Source organism: Hyphomonas sp. UBA3195 (genome assembly GCF_002366485.1).
GTDB lineage: Bacteria > Pseudomonadota > Alphaproteobacteria > Caulobacterales > Hyphomonadaceae > Hyphomonas.
The window spans coordinates 1,126-18,152 of record NZ_DEXB01000048.1 but is presented as its reverse complement, the minus strand read 5'-3'; the positions used below and the strand labels follow the sequence as shown (position 1 = coordinate 18,152).

The 17,027-nt window shown below is 58.3% G+C and carries 14 protein-coding genes; 12 read left to right on the top strand and 2 right to left on the bottom strand.

Annotation, left to right across the window (positions count from 1 at the left end; translation table 11 throughout):
• From gcvT to gcvPB, 5 genes are all read left to right on the top strand, one after another.
• Window positions 1-909 (top strand): glycine cleavage system aminomethyltransferase GcvT (gene gcvT / locus B2344_RS14620; protein ID WP_290485480.1); only part of this gene is annotated, 909 nt, incomplete at its 5' end.
• A gap of 13 nt (window positions 910-922) precedes the next feature.
• Complete coding sequence (gene gcvH, locus B2344_RS14615) at window positions 923-1,294, top strand: glycine cleavage system protein GcvH (RefSeq protein ID WP_290483683.1); 372 nt, start codon at window positions 923-925, stop codon at window positions 1,292-1,294.
• Window positions 1,295-1,314: 20 nt separating this feature from the next.
• Entirely contained in the window at window positions 1,315-2,658 is a 1,344-nt protein-coding gene (gene gcvPA, locus B2344_RS14610; protein WP_290485479.1) for an aminomethyl-transferring glycine dehydrogenase subunit GcvPA, read from the top strand.
• Window positions 2,658-3,044 (top strand): hypothetical protein, encoded by a 387-nt coding sequence (locus B2344_RS14605; protein ID WP_290483742.1) that lies wholly within the window; start codon window positions 2,658-2,660, stop codon window positions 3,042-3,044. The genes gcvPA and B2344_RS14605 overlap by 1 nt, the downstream gene beginning before the upstream one ends.
• The gene (gene gcvPB, locus B2344_RS14600; RefSeq protein WP_290485478.1) at window positions 3,044-4,615 is read left to right on the top strand and encodes an aminomethyl-transferring glycine dehydrogenase subunit GcvPB; all 1,572 of its coding nucleotides are present in this window, start codon (window positions 3,044-3,046) and stop codon (window positions 4,613-4,615) included. Before B2344_RS14605 ends, gcvPB begins: the two co-directional genes overlap by 1 nt.
• 3 nt (window positions 4,616-4,618) lie before the next feature.
• Here the strand turns inward: gcvPB and B2344_RS14595 are convergent, their stop codons facing one another.
• On the bottom strand, window positions 4,619-5,968 hold the full coding sequence (locus tag B2344_RS14595) for an acyltransferase family protein (RefSeq protein WP_290485477.1): 1,350 nt from the start codon (window positions 5,966-5,968) through the stop codon (window positions 4,619-4,621).
• A 145-nt stretch (window positions 5,969-6,113) separates the two neighbouring features.
• On the opposite strand from B2344_RS14595, the gene B2344_RS14590 reads away from it, so the two are divergent.
• From B2344_RS14590 to B2344_RS14580, 3 genes are all read left to right on the top strand, one after another.
• Entirely contained in the window at window positions 6,114-6,464 is a 351-nt protein-coding gene (locus B2344_RS14590; protein WP_290479021.1) for a hypothetical protein, read from the top strand.
• Window positions 6,465-6,591: 127 nt separating this feature from the next.
• On the top strand, window positions 6,592-8,004 hold the full coding sequence (locus tag B2344_RS14585; RefSeq protein WP_206992600.1) for an amidohydrolase: 1,413 nt from the start codon (window positions 6,592-6,594) through the stop codon (window positions 8,002-8,004).
• Window positions 8,001-9,272, top strand: a complete 1,272-nt coding sequence (locus B2344_RS14580; RefSeq protein ID WP_206992601.1) for an amidohydrolase family protein — start codon at window positions 8,001-8,003, stop codon at window positions 9,270-9,272. The genes B2344_RS14585 and B2344_RS14580 overlap by 4 nt, the downstream gene beginning before the upstream one ends.
• A 2-nt stretch (window positions 9,273-9,274) precedes the next feature.
• On the opposite strand, the gene B2344_RS14575 is transcribed toward B2344_RS14580, so the two are convergent.
• The gene (locus tag B2344_RS14575; protein ID WP_290485476.1) at window positions 9,275-12,652 is read right to left on the bottom strand and encodes a peptidoglycan-binding protein; all 3,378 of its coding nucleotides are present in this window, start codon (window positions 12,650-12,652) and stop codon (window positions 9,275-9,277) included.
• Window positions 12,653-12,872: 220 nt separating this feature from the next.
• Here B2344_RS14575 and B2344_RS14570 point away from each other — a divergent pair, with 220 nt between their 5' ends.
• From B2344_RS14570 to B2344_RS14555, 4 genes are all read left to right on the top strand, one after another.
• The gene (locus tag B2344_RS14570; protein ID WP_233347663.1) at window positions 12,873-13,355 is read left to right on the top strand and encodes a MerR family transcriptional regulator; all 483 of its coding nucleotides are present in this window, start codon (window positions 12,873-12,875) and stop codon (window positions 13,353-13,355) included.
• A 115-nt stretch (window positions 13,356-13,470) separates the two neighbouring features.
• Window positions 13,471-15,255, top strand: coding sequence for an acyl-CoA dehydrogenase C-terminal domain-containing protein (locus B2344_RS14565; RefSeq protein ID WP_206992603.1), 1,785 nt, complete (start codon window positions 13,471-13,473; stop codon window positions 15,253-15,255).
• Window positions 15,256-15,441: 186 nt separating this feature from the next.
• Window positions 15,442-16,608, top strand: coding sequence for an acyl-CoA dehydrogenase family protein (locus tag B2344_RS14560; RefSeq protein WP_290483745.1), 1,167 nt, complete (start codon window positions 15,442-15,444; stop codon window positions 16,606-16,608).
• 6 nt (window positions 16,609-16,614) lie between these two features.
• On the top strand, window positions 16,615-17,027 hold a 413-nt coding region (locus B2344_RS14555; protein WP_290485475.1), incomplete at its 3' end, for a PaaI family thioesterase.

Genomic DNA, 17,027 nt, shown 5'->3' with positions numbered 1-17,027 from the left:
CTGGTCGAGACGCTGGTGCCGTCAGATATTGCAAGTCTCAAGGAGGGCCAGGCACGCCTGACTGTGCTGCTCAATGAAGAGGGCGGCATTCTGGATGACCTCATCATTACCCGCCCGATCGGGGAAAATGCGCAAGGTTCGCTCTACATTGTCGTGAACGGCGCTGTGAAGGAAGCTGACTGGGCGCTCTTTGAGCGGACATTTGAAGGCAAGGCCGTATTGACGCGCGCCGATGACCGTATCCTGTTCGCCCTGCAAGGCCCGAAGGCCGCTGATGTGATGAGCGACTTCTTCCCCGGCTGCGAAGATCTGAAATTCATGCGTCACATGCCGTTCGAGCTGAATGGATCGCGCTGCATCGTGTCGCGTTGTGGTTATACGGGCGAGGATGGGTTTGAAGTGCTTGTCTCGCCGGAGGCTGGCCTGCCGCTCGTCAAGGAAATGCTGACCGACGACCGGGTGAAGCCGATCGGTCTTGGCGCGCGGGATTCCCTGCGTCTCGAGGCTGGGCTTTGCCTCTATGGCCACGACATGGATACGACCCGCGACCCGGTCGAGGCAGACCTTGCCTGGGTGATCCAGAAGAAACGCCGTGAACGCGCTGACTTTCCGGGGGCGGAACGTATTATGAAGGCTCTCGCCGCCGGCCCGGCTGAAGTTCGTGTTGGTATCCAGCCGCTGGAGCGCGCGCCAGCCCGAGAGGGAACCGTGATCGAAGTTGATGGCAAAGCAGTTGGCATTGTCACGTCCGGTGGCTTTGGACCTAGTGTCGATGCGCCCATCGCAATGGGTTATGTGCGAGCAGACCTGGCTGAGCCTGGCACGAAAATCGACCTGATGGTGAGAGGCAAGGCGCGTCCCGCAGAAGTGTGCGCGCTGCCTTTCGTGGCACACAATTACAAACGCTGAGAGGGAATTGGGCATGACAACTTACTATACTGAAGACCATGAATGGATCACCGTGGATGGCGGTGTTGCCACGGTTGGGATCACCAAATACGCCGCCGAGCAGCTCGGCGATGTTGTGTTTGTCGAAGTGCCGGAAGCAGGTGCCAGCTTCGCCAAGGGCGACGACATGGCAGTGGTCGAAAGCGTCAAGGCGGCTTCGGATGTATACGCCCCCGTCGGCGGTGAAGTCGTGGAGGGCAATGCCGCCCTCGCTGACGCACCTGAGACGGTCAACGAAGACCCTGAAGACAAAGGCTGGTTTTGCAAGTTGAAACTGACCGATGCCGGCGAACTTGGATCGCTGATGAATGCGGATGCCTACAAGGCATTTTGTGACGGCCTGTAGGCGTTGATGGAGTAGCACATATGAGATACCTCCCCCTGACCCCGGAAGACCGTGCAGAAATGCTGGCGACCATCGGCGCCAAAACAGTCGATGAATTCTTCACGGACGTACCTGAAGCTGCGCGCCTCGGCAGCACGATTGAAGGCTTGCCGGACCATCAGGGGGAGCTCGCCGTCGAGCGCCACATGTCGAATCTCGCGGCCAAGAACCGGTCGGCCTCGTCCGGTCCGTTCTTTGTCGGGGCGGGCGCCTACAAGCATCATGTTCCGGCTACGGTCGACATGGTGATCCAGCGCTCTGAATTCCTGACGACCTATACGCCCTACCAGCCAGAAATCGCGCAGGGCACGCTGCAAACCTTGTTCGAATTCCAGACCCAGGTTGCGGCGATGACCGCCATGGATGTGGCAAACGCCTCCATGTATGACGGCTCCACGGCCTGCGCCGAGGCCGCCATCATGGCGACGCGCGTGACGCGCCGGAAGAAAGTGATCCTGGCCGGCGGGCTGCACCCGCACTATGCCGCCGCCACCAAAATGGTGTGCGAGGCGCAAGGGTTCGAAGTGGTCCAGTTGCCCGCAACTGTGGATGGCGAGAATGCGCTGGCCGATGCGGTAGACGATCAGACCGCCTGCGTCATCGGCCAGAGCCCGAACATTTTCGGCACGGTGACGGACCTTTCGAAAACTGCGGATGCGGCGCACGAAAAAGGCGCGCTGCTCGTCTCTGTTTTCACCGAAGCGGTCTCTCTGGGCCTCATCACACCTCCGGGTGAGATGGGTGCAGACATTGCCGTGGGCGAGGGCCAGTCCATCGGGAACGGACTCAATTTCGGTGGGCCCTATGTCGGCCTGTTCGCCTGTACCCAGAAATTGGTGCGCCAGATGCCGGGGCGCTTGTGTGGCGAGACGGTCGATGCGAACGGCAATCGCGGGTTCGTGCTGACGCTCTCGACGCGCGAACAGCATATTCGTCGCGACAAGGCGACCTCAAACATCTGCACCAATTCCGGACTCTGCGCGCTGGCCTTCACCGCGCACATGACGCTACTCGGGGGCAAGGGTCTGGAGCAGCTCGCCCTGCTGAACCATGAGGCGGCCTGTGATCTCGCCGATGCGCTGGAAGCCGTGCCAGGCGTAGAAATCCTGACGCCGCGCTTCTTCAACGAATTCGCCTTCCGCACCCCGATGGACGCAGAAGCCGTTCTCGCCATGCTGGACGAGGCTGGCGTCGTCGGCGGCGTTCGCGCCAGCCGCCTGTTCCCCGGTGAGCATATGGGGGACGTGATTATTTGCGCCGCCACCGAATGCACGACACCGGAAGACATAGCCGCCTATGCCGCTGCCCTGAAGGAGATTATCTGATGACCGCAACCTCCAAGGTGAATCATAAGAGCTACGCTCAAGTTAGGGATTATGCGGAAAAGCTCGTAGCGGCTTCTTCAAGTGCCGTATCCGAAACTTATGATCGCAACAGCAAAGTCTTTGGTATGCGGCATGGGTCTCGTTGGATTTACCTGAATTGTGAAAATGCCGACAACATGTTCGTGTTTGACGCCTCTCTTTCTCAAAAGCTGCAGCCGAAATTGGAGCGCGTAGCCCGTATGAGAGTTCCCGCTAGAACCTACAAATCCAGTTATACCGGGTTTCAAAACAGGGGGGATTTCCCGCCTGGAAAATCTCACTCTGGCATCGCGTGGCACTTCGAGAGTTGGCGCGATCTATTTGAGATTCTTGAGGAGAAAGTTTGATGACCATGAACACACAAGGCCGCCCGACATCTCCTGTACAGGCTTCCAGCAAATCCGTGGACACTGTGTCCGGCTCGAAAGGCCTGTTGCAGGCCGAGGGCCTGATCTTCGAGATTGGCACCGAAGACACGACCGGCGTTGACCTGCCAAAGCCGAAAAACCGCACCGGCCGCCTCGGCGGAGTCGCGCGCAAGCAGGCGACCGGCCTGCCGGGCCTGTCTGAGCCGCAGACGGTGCGCCACTATATGCGCCTCAGCCAAAAGAATTACGCCATCGATCTTGGCCTGTTCCCGCTCGGCAGCTGCACGATGAAACACAATCCGCGTCTCAACGAGAAGCTCGCGCGCTTGCCCGGCTTTGCGGATATCCACCCGCTGCAGCCGCAGGCAACCGTGCAGGGCGCACTGGAACTGATCGACGAATTGGCCACTTGGCTGAAGACACTAACCGGCATGCCTGCGGTTGCGATGAGCCCCAAAGCCGGGGCGCATGGCGAGTTCTGCGGCATGATGGCAATCCGTCAGGCGCTGGTCGCGCGCGGCGAGGCCGAGACCCGCAAGCGCGTGCTGGTACCAGCCTCCGCGCACGGAACGAACCCGGCGACGGCGGTTCAATGCGGTTTCATCGTGGACGAGATCAAGGCCAATGCGCGCGGCCGCGTGGACATGGACGAGTTGAAAGCGAAGCTTGAAAAGTCTGATGATATCGCTGGCATCATGCTGACCAATCCGAATACGTGCGGCCTCTTCGAGACCGACATCAAGGAGATCGCCGACCTGATCCATGCTGCTGGCGGATACTTCTATTGCGACGGTGCGAACTTCAACGCCATCGTTGGTCGGGTCCGTCCCGGTGACCTTGGCGTCGATGCGATGCACATCAATCTGCACAAGACCTTCTCCACCCCTCATGGCGGTGGTGGACCGGGGTCCGGACCGACCGTCCTCTCAAATGCACTCGCGCCTTACGCGCCAGTGCCCTTCGTGGTGAAGGATGAAGACGGGGTCTTCCGCCTCGTGGAGGACATGGAAGGTGATGCGAGCGAGAGCTTTGGCCGCATGGTGGCCTTTCATGGCCAGATGGGCATGTTCGTCCGGGCGCTGACCTATATGCTCAGCCACGGCGCAGACGGCTTGAAGCAGGCCTCTGAAGATGCCGTGCTGAACGCCAACTATATTCAGGCGCGCCTGAAATCCGTCATGACACCAGCTTTCGATGGCTATTGCATGCATGAGGCATTGTTCTCCGATGCCTTCACGGCGGACGGGATCGAGACGATTGATATTGCGAAATCCCTCATCGATGAGGGCTATCATCCGATGACCATGTACTTCCCTCTGGTCGTGCATGGGGCGATGCTGATTGAGCCGACCGAGTCAGAATCGAAAGCCGAGCTGGATCGCTTTTGTGACTCGCTGGAGGCGATTGCCCGGCGTGCTGCACAGGGCGATGAAACGATGAAGGGCGCGCCCTATCTCGCCCCGATGCGTCGCCTGGACGAAACGCAGGCCGCCCGCAAGCCTGTGCTCAAGTGGACACCGCCAGAAACGAGTTCCGTCGCGGCGGAATAAGGATCAGGAAGCGTTCTGCACTGTTGAGCGTGACTTTCGGAAGAGCGCGCCCATTGGCCGTTCAAAATAGGTGTAGCTGAGCAGCGAGGCGATAATCGATCCGGTCACGCAGGCAAGCGCAAACGCGACATTGTCGAGCAGGCCAGGATGGCCGAGCTGGAAAACAGGCGCGAGAACGGGAATGTCTCCGAGGCGTCCGAACAGGACCCGTAGGGCTACGATGACGATCGTGTGCACGAGGTAGAGCGAATAAGAGGCGTCACCGAGCCGGACCATCGCAGCGAGTATTTTGCGCAAGGCTGGAAACAGGGCGCGCACGCTGCGAGGTCTAGTCTGACCAGCCAGCCAACCTGTCCAAAATGTAGCAAGTGTGCCCAAGCCGCCCACCAGAACTGCAACAATAGTGGCATTGACCCGCACGGATAGAGGGGCTGTTTCTCCCAGGCCGTAGAGCTGGAAAACCGCGATAGTCAGCAAAGCGCCGACACCCGCCGGGACAAGCCATGCCAAACGATCTTCAAGTTCCAGCGTGACGAGTCCGTAGATGAGCGCGGCACTCGGCAAGCCGAACATCATGACGCGGCCCCATTGAAGTGTGTAATCGGTTTGGGGCCCCTGCAGGCACAGGAACGCCACCATCCATAGCGTGGCGACCAGCATCACGATCCCACCTCGCCACGCAACTCCGGACGCGACGAGCATTGCTGTGGCGGCGCCGAACAGAAATTCCATGGTCATGGGCGAGAAAAACAGCGACAGGAAATCGGTAACGATCGGGCCGGACAGTCCAGACATCCATCCTGCGATGACTGCAGCTCCCCAGCCAAGCAACGCATAGGGCCACCAGGATCTGCGAAGCAGCAAGACGAGGCTGAACGCGAGATAGAAATAGACTTCATGGATCAGCGTCCACCCCACCACAAGTACCGGCTCCTTTTCCTGTGGAATCAGCAGGAAGGACTTGATGATATAGATCCAGTCTGGCTCCGGACGCGACGTGACTTGCAACGTTTCGACCATATTGCCCAACTGGAAATAGCCGAGCAGACCGACTGTGGTGATACCGGCAAACAGCCACCAGACCGGATAGACCCGGGTCAGCCGACGGAACACGAAGTTCAGAGCTGTCTGGATGCCGGGCTTCAATTCGTAGGTCACGGCGACCATGATGAAGCCGGAGATCACGAAGAACAGGTCGACCCCGGCGAAACCATTCGTCACAATGCCGCCAAGCCAAGCCAACTCGCCGCCACCATTATGGACGATGCCGCGAGTTTCGTGGGCTCTGGTGTGATAGAGAACGACCAGGAGGGCCGCCACTCCACGCAGGACCTGAACAGACTGCAGTTTCATTCCGGGCCTCACGCAACACTTCATCCCGCCCTGCGCGCGGAACGAGCGGGCAATCTGTAGCAATCAGGTAACGCAGACACCAGACTTTGACCACATCATGACGATATCGCTGGCGGCGCCCGCTTCTTTTCCCATATTCAGCTTAATGGCCGATGACGAAACCCACATGAAAACGGAACAGACCGCAGCTTCCTCAAAGCCTGCGGCGGGGCTGCGCAATGGTGTGAACGTAGCGTTCCGCCAGATTTTGGCGCTTACCGGTCTGATCATGATCGTGGTGGCCATTCCAATCGCTTTCGTCACGCCGATCATTCCTGTTGGCTTGCCGATTGCCATTCTTGGTGTCGTGCTGCTGGGGCGGAACGCGATGTGGGGCAGGCGGTGGATGGAGAGCGTGTTGGCAAGGCATCCCCGGGTCGAACGGTTTGCGCCAAACTGGCTGATGCGCTTGGTGTTCGGCCGAGACAAGAAAGACCCGTCTCAACCGGAACAGTAGAAACAAATTGCGGCAAATCCGGCCGGGCAGGCAAGAATTTCACGCGTGTTTCCGGCTCAGGCCTTGAAGCCGGAAGAAATGTCAGCAGTATGCGCCAAACCTTTCTGCGGACACGGGGCGAAATGAAATGCGAATACTTTATGGGCTGGCAGCTGTTTGCGCTGCGGCACTCCTGCTTTCAGCGTGCGGTGGAGGCGACGATGCCGACAAGGCTGCGTCGTCGGAAGACGCGTTCGACCGCAATCCCTATCCCTCCACATATGCGCCCTATCCGAATGCGCCTGTCCTGATCACCAATGCCACAATCCTCGATGGCGAAGGTAACCTGATCGAAGATGGCAGCCTGCTGTTGCAGGATGGCAAGATCGTCGCACTAGGCGCCGATATCGAAGCCCCGGATGGTGCCGAGACCATTGATGCGACAGGTCGCTGGGTGACTCCGGGCATTATCGACAATCACAGCCATCTCGGCGTCTATCCCTCGCCCGGTGTGACCGCGCACGGCGATGGCAACGAAATTTCTGCGCCGGTCACAGCGGAAGTGTGGTCGGAGCACGGTGTCTGGCCGCAAGATCCAGGCTTCACGCGGGCGATAGCCGGAGGCATCACCTCGCTTCAGGTGCTACCGGGCAGCGCAAACTTGTTCGGCGGGCGCGGCGTGATCCTCAAGAACGTGCCGAGCCGGACCGTTCAGGGCATGAAATTTCCGGACGCGCCCTATACGCTGAAGATGGCCTGCGGCGAGAATCCCAAGCGCGTGTATGGCTATGGCGGCGGGCGTTTTCCTGGTGGCGCCCCTTATTCTCGGATGGGCAACGTGGCGGGATACCGGCAAGCCTGGATCAAGGCTGCAGAATACAAGCGCAAATGGGAGAAGTACGAGGACGAAGGCGGTGAACCACCTGCGCGTGATCTCGAACTGGACACGCTCGCGGGTGTGCTGAATGGCGACATCCTCGTGCACATGCATTGCTACCGCGCCGATGAGATGGCGCAAATCATGGATATGTCGAAGGAGTTTGGCTACAAGGTCACCGCCTTTCACCATGCCGTTGAAAGCTACAAGATTGCCGACAAGCTGGCCGAATATGGTGCGTGTTCTTCCATGTGGGCCGATTGGTGGGGCTTCAAGATGGAAGCCTATGATGGCGTCCGTGAGAACATCCCGATGGTCCACAAGGCCGGCGCGTGTGCCATCGTCCATTCGGACAGTGATGTCGGTATTCAACGTCTCAACCAGGAAGCCGCCAAGGCATGGTCTGATGGTTTGAGGGCAGGTATCGATATTCCGAAAGAGGTCGCTTGGACGTGGCTTTCGCTGAACCCGGCCAAGTCATTGGGCATTGACGATCGTACGGGCAGCCTGAAGCCCGGCAAGATGGCGGATGTCGTCGTCTGGTCCGATGACCCGTTCAGCGTCTACGCCAAGGCAGACCAGGTCTTTATTGACGGCGCGCTGATGTTTGACCGCGACCATCCTGAGACCAATCCTGTGATGGATTTTGAAATAGGCCAACCTGGTGAAGGAGATCGCAAATGATCCGTACACTACTTACAAGCGTTGCCGCCTTGGGTCTCGCAGCGGCGCCCGCGTACGCCGATACGTTCGTCATTCGCGGTGAAACGGTCTGGACCGGCACCGCTCAAGGTATGATCGAAAACGGCGTTGTTGTCATCGAGGACGACCGGATTGTCACGGTCGGCGGGGCAGATACTGAAGTGCCAGGTGGCGCCACCGAGATTTCCGCTGAATGGGTCACGCCTGGTCTGATCGCCTCCTTTGCCCGAACAGGCCTGGTTGAAGTTGGCGCGGAAGATTCTACGAATGACACGGCGGCGGCAATGTCTCCGTTTTCAGCCGCGCTGAATGCAGCCGATGGGTTCAATCCGGACGCCACTGCGATTGATGTCACCCGGATCGAAGGTTTTACGCGCCTGGTTGTTGTACCCAACACCGGCAATGCGCTATTTGCCGGGCAGGGTTTCGTAGCTGATACGAGCGGTGATCTCGATACGGAGCTGGATGAGAAGGCGTTCACCTTCATCAAGCTCGGTGAAGCAGGCGCGGGTCTTGCTGGCGGCTCGCGGCAGTCTGCCATGACGCTGCTGCGGGCGGCGCTGGATGATGCGCGCAGCTATCCAGCGCGCTACATCACGCAGAATGATGGTGCGGTTCTGAACCGGATTGATGCACAAGCGCTGTCGCCCGCCGCACGGGGCCAGCAGTTAATCTTGATTGAAGCGAGTCGTGCCAGTGACTTGAATGCCGTGATGGATCTGGCCGAGGAGGAGCCGTCACTGAAGATCGTGATTGTCGGCGCGGACGAAGCGTGGCGTGTGGCGCCACGGCTGGCCGAGATGGATATCCCGGTGATCATCAATGCGTTTTCCAATCTTCCGGGCTCGTTTGAGAAACTGGCAGCGACATCTGAAAATGCAGCGCGACTGGCCGCAGCAGGCGTTACATTTGCCATTGCCAATGTTGGGGATAGCAGCCATCAGGCGCGGCTTGCGACACAGCTTGCCGGCAATGCAGTCGCCAACGGACTGAGCTTCGATGATGCTTTGGCGGCGTTGACCACCGCCCCGGCGGACATGTTCGGCCTGACGGGGTATGGTCGCCTCGCGCCCGGCGCACCCGCTGATGTGGTTGGTTGGGACGGGGATCCTTTGGAGGTCGCGTCTGCACCCATCGCTGTCATCATTGCCGGCGAGCAGCAGTCACTCGAGTCCCGCCAAACGCGACTGCGTGACCGTTATCTCAGCCTGGATGAGAGTGAACGGCCGCGCGCTTTTACACGGCCATAACACTAAGACTTGGCGCGAGCGTTCAGACTTTCGATCAGTTCCGGCGTGATGGTTCCTGTCACGTCGAGAGACTGAGCGGTTTGATAGTCGCGAATGGCGGTCGCTGTATCCGGGCCAAGGGCTCCATCGGCGGAGCCAATGTTGTAGCCAAGTACGGTCAGGGCCTGCTGTGTCGCGCGTACTTGAGCCGCATTCCCGATGTTCCATGATTGCGCGCCGAACCGGCCATTGGCTGCTGCGTTGGCGCGGGAGGCGGTCCAGTCTTCAGACTGTACACGGGCATGGTTCACCGCTTCTGGTGAGACGCGCTTGGAAATTTCCATGACTTTTGCCGGTGCGCCTGCGTCGCCATTCTTGGCAGCGACCATGAACCAGTAAAGGGCTTCGGTCAGATTTGGGCTGATGCCGAGGCCTTGCTCGTACAGTACGCCGAGATTGTATTGGCTATCGACAATGCCGAACTCCGCGCCTTTTCGAAACCATCCAACGGCACCCGCATAGGTTTGCTCGCCGCCCTCGCCCTCAGCCATGAAGACGGCAAGGTCATGCATTGCTTTCACGTTGCCACCGTTTGCAGCCCGTTCCGTCCATTCCCGGGCCAGTGTCAGATCCTTCGGTACACTCGTACCTTTTTCATGCAATTTTGAAAGCGTGTACTGAGCAATTGGCAGGCCCTTCTCTGCGGCCTGCCGCATCAGGACTGCGCCGCCTTTCAAGTTGCCATCGGCAAGCTGCTGTTGCGCTAGTTGGAATTGCGCGATGCCGTTCCCGGATGCTGCGGCATTTGCCAGCGTGTCGACTTTCGGGATCGGCGGGTAGCTCGTGGTCGGCTCAATACGCGCGGTCGCGATCATTGGCGTTGGTTCAATCAGTTCAGCCATCGGGTCGGATGGCTCTTCAGATGGTGCAACCTCGCCGCTCTTGTCTGCGGCCGCAGTCTCCAAGTCAGTTGGCGGCGCGACATCATCTTCGAACAGAAGGGCATCATCGGATGACTCGGCGGCTTCTGCGGGTGGCAATTCTGTTTCAATTAGACTCGCAGCCGCCCCATCGACGGGCGCGGCCAGTTCGGTTACCGAAGTCGGGGCCTGCTTACCGCGCAGATAAAGGTACCCGCCCACAGTGGCGCCCGTGATGATAACGGCTGAGGCCGCAGCATAGAGTGGGAGCTTTCCGTTTCCGAAGCGCAAGCCTTTGTCAGCCTGATCACTTGGAGGTGCAATCGATGGGGAAGAATCCTTGCGACCCGACGACGCCGCAATCGCAGCGCGGCGAGCCATGTCGATATAGTTCGCAGCCGGCGAGGCGGCCTCAGGCTCGTCTTCTAGCGCCTCTGTAAACTCAGGGTCGGCGAATGTTTCTCCGGCCGGATCGACTTCCGTGTCGAATTCATCGTCTTCGAAAATATCCGATTCACGTGGCTCGGCAGAATTGTCCCCGTAGTCCTCAAGCTCGGCAAGTGCATCAAATCCGACTGGGGAAGGAGCTTCATCAGCATCGGCGAATGCGTCGTAGAAATCGTCTTCTGCATTGTCCGGATCTGCGTCAACTTCGAATTCGTCCTCGACGAGATCGTAGTCTTCTTCATAAGCATTTGACTTGGCGTTCGTCCCAGCTTCTATCTCGACTTCGTCGACTTCCTCTGTTTCGGTCCAGTCTGTGAGGAATGCGTCGCTGGTATCGTCATCTGCAATGTCCTCGGGCAGGCCGGGCTCAAACACTGCATCATATTCATCCGAGAGAAGATCAGACGATGCGTCTTCCTCTTCCTGGAATTCTTCGAGCAGGCGATCAGTCTCGTTCAGCGCATTCATGGTTGCCAAATCAGTTGGCTCGACTGCACCGGACTTGGAGGGCGCAGCGGTGTCTTCGAGCATTTCCAATCGCGTCGCGAGTGACGCCATCGCCTTCTGGATTGGCGAGAGGGATGCGCTGGTCTGGGTTTGCGCCTGCTCGAGTTTATCGGTGACACTTGATATCGCTTCGGAGAGCTTCAGGTCTGCGCGCTTGCGGTTCTCATCAATCTCGGTAGCGAGGGTCTGCAGGGCCTTGTCCTGGCGCGCTTGCAGGCGGTTGGCGACGGTCGAAACCTGATCCCCAATCTGGGAAATTGCCTCGGCGCTACGCTGCTCACTTGCATTGACCCGCTTGTCGAGGTTTGCGCCAAATTCTTCCATCCGTGTGCCGACCAGGTCACCAATCCGTCCGATCTCGGACGAGACCTTGTTCATGTCCTGAGTCTGACGATCTTCGCCTGCGACCAGTTTTTCGCGAACTTCGTTCAGACCGGTCTGAAGTTCGGCAACGGCTTCCTCACTGGCGCCCGAGGCCGCACGAGATATTTCTTCGGCCAGTTCTGCGCGGGCCGTGTCGACGGTACTGCGGACAGTCGTCATGATTTCGTCGAAGCGCGATTCAAACTCTGCCCGAAGGCGGTCCGCCAAATCAGGCTCGACCGTTTTCGACAGGGTCTCGATCTTGGCGTCAAGATTGTTGAATGTGGACTCAAGGCTGAGCAGGGCCGCATCCGTGGTGGTTTCTGCTCGGTTCAACCGGTCCTGTGTTTGAGCCAGTGTGGTTTCGACAGTCGCCAGGGATTTCGTAATCTTCGTCTCGACACTTTCCAGACGTGCATCGCTCTTGTCGACCTCAGACAGACGCAAGTTCACATGCGTTTCCAGATTGGATAGACGATCGGCAAGCTCGCGGGCTGTGCCCTCGGCGCGCAACTCTGCTTGGTCCACGGCGCGCTCGACGCGAGAGGCCGCATCGGACAGGGTCTGTTCGACCTTCACTTCCATGTTTTCAACGCGGTCGGTCAGCTCGGTGAAGCCTGTCTCGACCCGGCCCTGAATGGCTTGGGCCTCATTCTGAGCCAGTTCGCTTTCTTCGAAGACATGGCTGGCAAGTTTGCCTAGCGCCTGTTCGAGTGATTTCAGCGCTTCGAGATTTTCGCGGGTCGTGTCGTCGGCTTCAAGCTTCTGCACTTTTGCCTGCAAAGCGGAATGTGTGACCTTCAGTTCTTCGATCAGGCTGTCCACATGGCCTGCTACGGCAGCAGAATTTTGCTCGGCCTCTTCCAGGCGAGCCACCAGGCCGAGGATCGTGTGGTCCATACCCGTTATGGCAAGTGTGGAGCGCGCTTCTGTTGCCTCAATGCGGCGCGTCAACGTGTCGAGCGTGTCGTTCGCCGCGTTTGCCGTTGGTCGGCGATTCTGGAAAGGATACGCAACTTCGTTTGGCCTGGGGGCATCGACCGACATAAGTAGCCGGTTCAGATACTCCCCCAAGGTGATGCCTTCAGCATGCGCTGCCTCGCGAGCGGCGTCGCGCGCGCGCTGGTCAATTCCTTTGACGCTCCAGGGCCCCGTCTGGCTCATCCCCACTCTCCTAAGCACTCATTTTGCCCGCGATTGTTAATGCTTCGGGCAAAATCATTCAGATTCAGCATCGGTGATGACAGGAGCCGGATTAAGGGCAGGTTAAAGGTAAAGAAAACCTCCAAATCCGGTAACTCTACCAAGGGAATCTGCGGGGAAACGAAGAATGCCAAAAAAGTTTACGTTGACGTTCGCGTAAGCCTTGATCTAGATTTGCGGAATGATGAACAACAAGCTCTCCAAGATTTCCGCTGCGGATTCCCGCACCTACACAATTTCCGAGCTTGCTCGCGAGTTTGGCGTTACGCCGCGGGCGCTGCGTTTCTACGAGGACAAGGACATGCTCCATCCCGCTCGGGATGGCATGACCCGGGTCTATTCCAATCGGGATCGCGCGCGGCTCACCATCATCGTGAGGCTAAAGCGTCTCGGCCTGCCGCTTGCCGATATCCGTGAAATCCTAGACCTTTACGTGCTCGATGACGGACAGCGCGCTCAGATGCGAATGTCGCTCGACAAGTTCCGCAAGCAAGTGAAGGAGCTGGAAATTCAGAGAGGCGACATCGACACCGCCCTGACGGAGTTGCGCAAGGGCATCTCATGGCTGGAAACGCAAATAGCGAATACCGGCCCGTCTGATGAGAACAAGCGACAGCTTGCGGCATATGACGAAATTGCCCGCAGGCAGCTCGACGAAGTCTGATCTGCATCGACCAAATTGTGCCCCACCCAGCAGATGCTACGGTGGGGCAAATTAATTTGTACAAGCGCGCCGCAGATATCTGCGATTTTCGTGCTTTATTGACAGGAAATACAAAATGCCACGTTACGACGCGCCGATCCGCGACATGCAATTCATCCTGCAGGACCTGTTGCAGATCCAGAACTATTCAAACCTGCCGGGTTTCGAAGAGGCCACGCCGGACCTGGTGAATGCCATCCTCGAGGAGGGAGGCAAATTCGCCAAGGAAGTCCTGTTTCCGCTCAACGCTGTGGGCGACCAGCAAGGGTGTGTGCGCGGCGATGACGCCAGTGTAAAAACCCCGGATGGCTTTCCAGAAGCTTATAAACAACTCGTTGAAAACGGCTGGCCTTTGTTGTCGGCCGATCCGTCCATGGGCGGTCAGGGGCTTCCGCACGTTGTAAACATTGCTTGGACTGAAATGGTATCATCGTCGAACATGGCGTTCGGGATGTATCCGGGGCTGACGCACGGTGCCTATCAGGCGCTGATGGCGGGTGGCTCCGATGAACTCAAGGCCAAGTACGGGCCGAAGATGGCGTCGGCCGAATGGGCCGGTACGATGAACCTCACCGAGCCGCATTGCGGCACGGATCTGGGCCTGATGAAAACAAAAGCCGTGCCGCAGGGCGATGGCTCCTACAAGATCACAGGCCAGAAGATCTGGATTTCCGGCGGCGAGCAGGATCTGACGGAGAACATCATCCACCTCGTGCTCGCCCGCATCGAAGGCGCGCCAGAAGGCATCAAAGGCGTTTCCCTGTTCGTTGTGCCGAAATACATGGTGGGTGAAGATGGCTCGCTGGGCGAGCGCAATGCCTGTTCCTGCGGTGGCCTCGAAGAAAAAATGGGCATTCACGGGAATGCGACCTGCGTCATGAATTATGACGGCGCGACAGGCTTTCTTGTTGGCGAAGAGCATAAAGGCATGCGCACCATGTTCGTCATGATGAATGAGGCGCGCCTCGGCGTGGGCCTGCAGGGTCTGTCCCAAGCCGTCGTCGCCTATCAGAATGCAGTCGATTTTGCGAAGGACCGTCTTCAGGGGCGTTCCCTGACCGGGCCGAAAGCACCTGAAAAGCCTGCCGATCCGATCATCGTTCATCCGGACGTGCGCCGCATGTTGATGGACCAGAAGGCATTCCTCGAAGGCGCGCGCGCGCTGACTTACTGGACGGCCTTCCAGGGTGACCTTCAGCACAAATCTCCAGATGAAAAAGTGCGGGAAAAGGCGGGCGACTATATGGCCCTTCTGACGCCGGTCATCAAAGCATACCTGACCCATATGGGCTTTGAGAAAGCCAATCAGGCGCTGCAACTTCACGGCGGCTCTGGCTTTACGCGTGAATGGGGTCTGGAGCAGATCGTCCGCGATTGCCGTATCACTCTTATTTACGAAGGCACCAATGGCGTGCAGGCGCTCGACCTCGTTGGCCGCAAGCTGGCGTCCAATGGTGGCCGGGCTGTCTTCAGCTTCTTTGGTGAAGTTGACGAATTCATTAATTCAGCCGATGGCGATGCCGATATGGCCCCGTTTATCGAGGGCCTGACGACACTGAAGGCCCAGTTGCAGGAGGCCACAACCTGGCTGATGCAAAATGGCATGACCGATTTCAACAATGCGGGCGCTTCCAGCCACGATTACCTGCACCTGTTTGGCCTCACAGGCTTGGCATTCATGTGGGCGAAAATGGCCAAGATTGCGCTGGAGAAGAAGGCGGCGGGCGATCCCTTCTATGAAGAGAAGCTCACAACCGGCTATTATTTTGTGGACCGGATGGTGCCGGATGGTGCTGCACACCTGGCCAAGGTGAAGACCGGCGCGAAGTCGATGATGGCCTTGCCAGCGGAGGCGTTTTAGCGCGCCAGTCCGATTTTGATGGCGCGTGGCCCAAATAAGTGGGTTTCACGCGCTATCACACAAAAAAATTATGCGATTCCGCTCGTTCTGACGTTGGGAGAGGGCTGGGAATTCCTCGGAGCGACGCTTACATGTTTACGTGAACGTAAGCGGCAAGCAAAAGCCGCCCATAGCGGAGGAAGACGAATGCAGGCCAGCCCACTAGATGTCCCGAAGGCCAATTGGCGCCAGGACGAAGAGCTCGAGATTTTCTCTGACGCTGTTGGCCAGTTCTTCGAAAAGGAATGCGTGCCGCATGTGCCCCAGTGGCGCAAGGACGGTATTGTTCCGATGGAAATCTGGAAAAAGGCTGGCGAAATGGGCCTGCTCGGCGCATCCGTGCCCGAAGAATATGGCGGCGCGGGTGGTGATTTCCGTCATGAAGCCATCATCATCGAACAACAGCAGTGGAAGGGTGTCGACGGATTCGGCATAACCCTGCACAATGCGATTATTGCACCCTATATCGTCGCCTATGGCACCGAAGAACAAAAGCGGCGTTGGCTGCCCGGCATTTGTTCGGGCGAACTCGTAACCGCCATTGCGATGACGGAGCCCGGTGCAGGCTCTGACCTGCAGGGCATGAAAACGACCGCCAAGCGCGATGGCGACGAATATGTCATCAATGGCTCGAAGACCTTCATCTCGAATGGCCAGACCGCAAACCTGATCCTCGTTTGCGTGAAGACGGACCCGACCCAGGGCGCCAAGGGCATTTCGATTGCCGTTGTCGAGACAGACAAGGTGGAAGGCTTCCGCCGCGGCCGGAACCTTGAAAAGGTTGGCCAGCATGCTGCGGATACATCGGAGCTGTTCTTCGATGAAGTGCGTGTGCCAGCTTCCAACCTTCTTGGCGAAGTCGAGGGCAAGGGCTTCATCCAACTGATGCAGAAACTGCCGCAGGAGCGCCACATAATCGGCCTTCAGGGCGTCGGCATGATTGAGCGTGCAATTCACGAGACCGTCGAATATGTGAAGGGCCGCAAGGCGTTCGGCGGTACGATTTTCGATTTCCAGAACACCCAGTTCAAACTGGCCGAATGCAAGACCGAAGCGACCGTCGCCAAAGTGTTTGCCGATCATTGTACGGAGCGCCTGCTCAAGGAAGAGCTCGACGCCGCCACCGCGTCCATGTCGAAATACTGGATCTCTGATCTCCAGTGCAAGATCGTCGACGAGTGTCTCCAGCTGCATGGTGGGTTCGGCTACATGGACGAATATCCGATCGCCCAGATGTATGCAGATGCGCGCGTTCAGCGTATCTATGGCGGCGCCAATGAAGTCATGAAAATGCTGATCGCGAGGACGCTCTAGTTTCCCATGCCTGACAGTCATCTCATTCGTGATGTCTTTCCGAAGCCGAGCCCGTCCTCGACATCGCTTGGCTTTGAACTCCTGGCGCTCGACATGAAAGCGCTGACAACCCGGGTGCGCTTTGAAGGCCGCCCGGAGTTCTGCAATCCGGCAGGCGTTATCCAGGGCGGCTATCTTGTCGCCATGATGGATGATACGATTGGCATGCTCGCCGGAATGAAGGCGGGCAAGACGAAGCTCCCTTCGACGGTTGATTTGCATACCCATTTTCTACGACCTGTCCGCAAGGGCGTCATCGAAGTTACAGCGCGTCTAAGGAATGTCGGCCGCGCCATGTTGTTCGCGGAAGCCGAACTGTTTGATTCCCGCGGCAAGGAAGCTGCCCGTTCCACCGCGAGCCTGACCCTCAATCCGGTACT

Coding starts and splice junctions, on each gene's coding strand:
- gcvPA (WP_290485479.1), top strand. CDS start 1,315: ATGAGATACCTCCCCCTGACCCCGGAAGACCGTGCAGAAATGCTGGCG.
- B2344_RS14580 (WP_206992601.1), top strand. CDS start 8,001: ATGATCCGTACACTACTTACAAGCGTTGCCGCCTTGGGTCTCGCAGCG.
- gcvPB (WP_290485478.1), top strand. CDS start 3,044: ATGACCATGAACACACAAGGCCGCCCGACATCTCCTGTACAGGCTTCC.
- B2344_RS14590 (WP_290479021.1), top strand. CDS start 6,114: ATGGCCGATGACGAAACCCACATGAAAACGGAACAGACCGCAGCTTCC.
- B2344_RS14585 (WP_206992600.1), top strand. CDS start 6,592: ATGCGAATACTTTATGGGCTGGCAGCTGTTTGCGCTGCGGCACTCCTG.
- B2344_RS14565 (WP_206992603.1), top strand. CDS start 13,471: ATGCCACGTTACGACGCGCCGATCCGCGACATGCAATTCATCCTGCAG.
- B2344_RS14570 (WP_233347663.1), top strand. CDS start 12,873: ATGATGAACAACAAGCTCTCCAAGATTTCCGCTGCGGATTCCCGCACC.
- gcvH (WP_290483683.1), top strand. CDS start 923: ATGACAACTTACTATACTGAAGACCATGAATGGATCACCGTGGATGGC.
- B2344_RS14575 (WP_290485476.1), bottom strand. CDS start 12,652: ATGAGCCAGACGGGGCCCTGGAGCGTCAAAGGAATTGACCAGCGCGCG.
- B2344_RS14605 (WP_290483742.1), top strand. CDS start 2,658: ATGACCGCAACCTCCAAGGTGAATCATAAGAGCTACGCTCAAGTTAGG.
- B2344_RS14560 (WP_290483745.1), top strand. CDS start 15,442: ATGCAGGCCAGCCCACTAGATGTCCCGAAGGCCAATTGGCGCCAGGAC.
- B2344_RS14595 (WP_290485477.1), bottom strand. CDS start 5,968: ATGAAACTGCAGTCTGTTCAGGTCCTGCGTGGAGTGGCGGCCCTCCTG.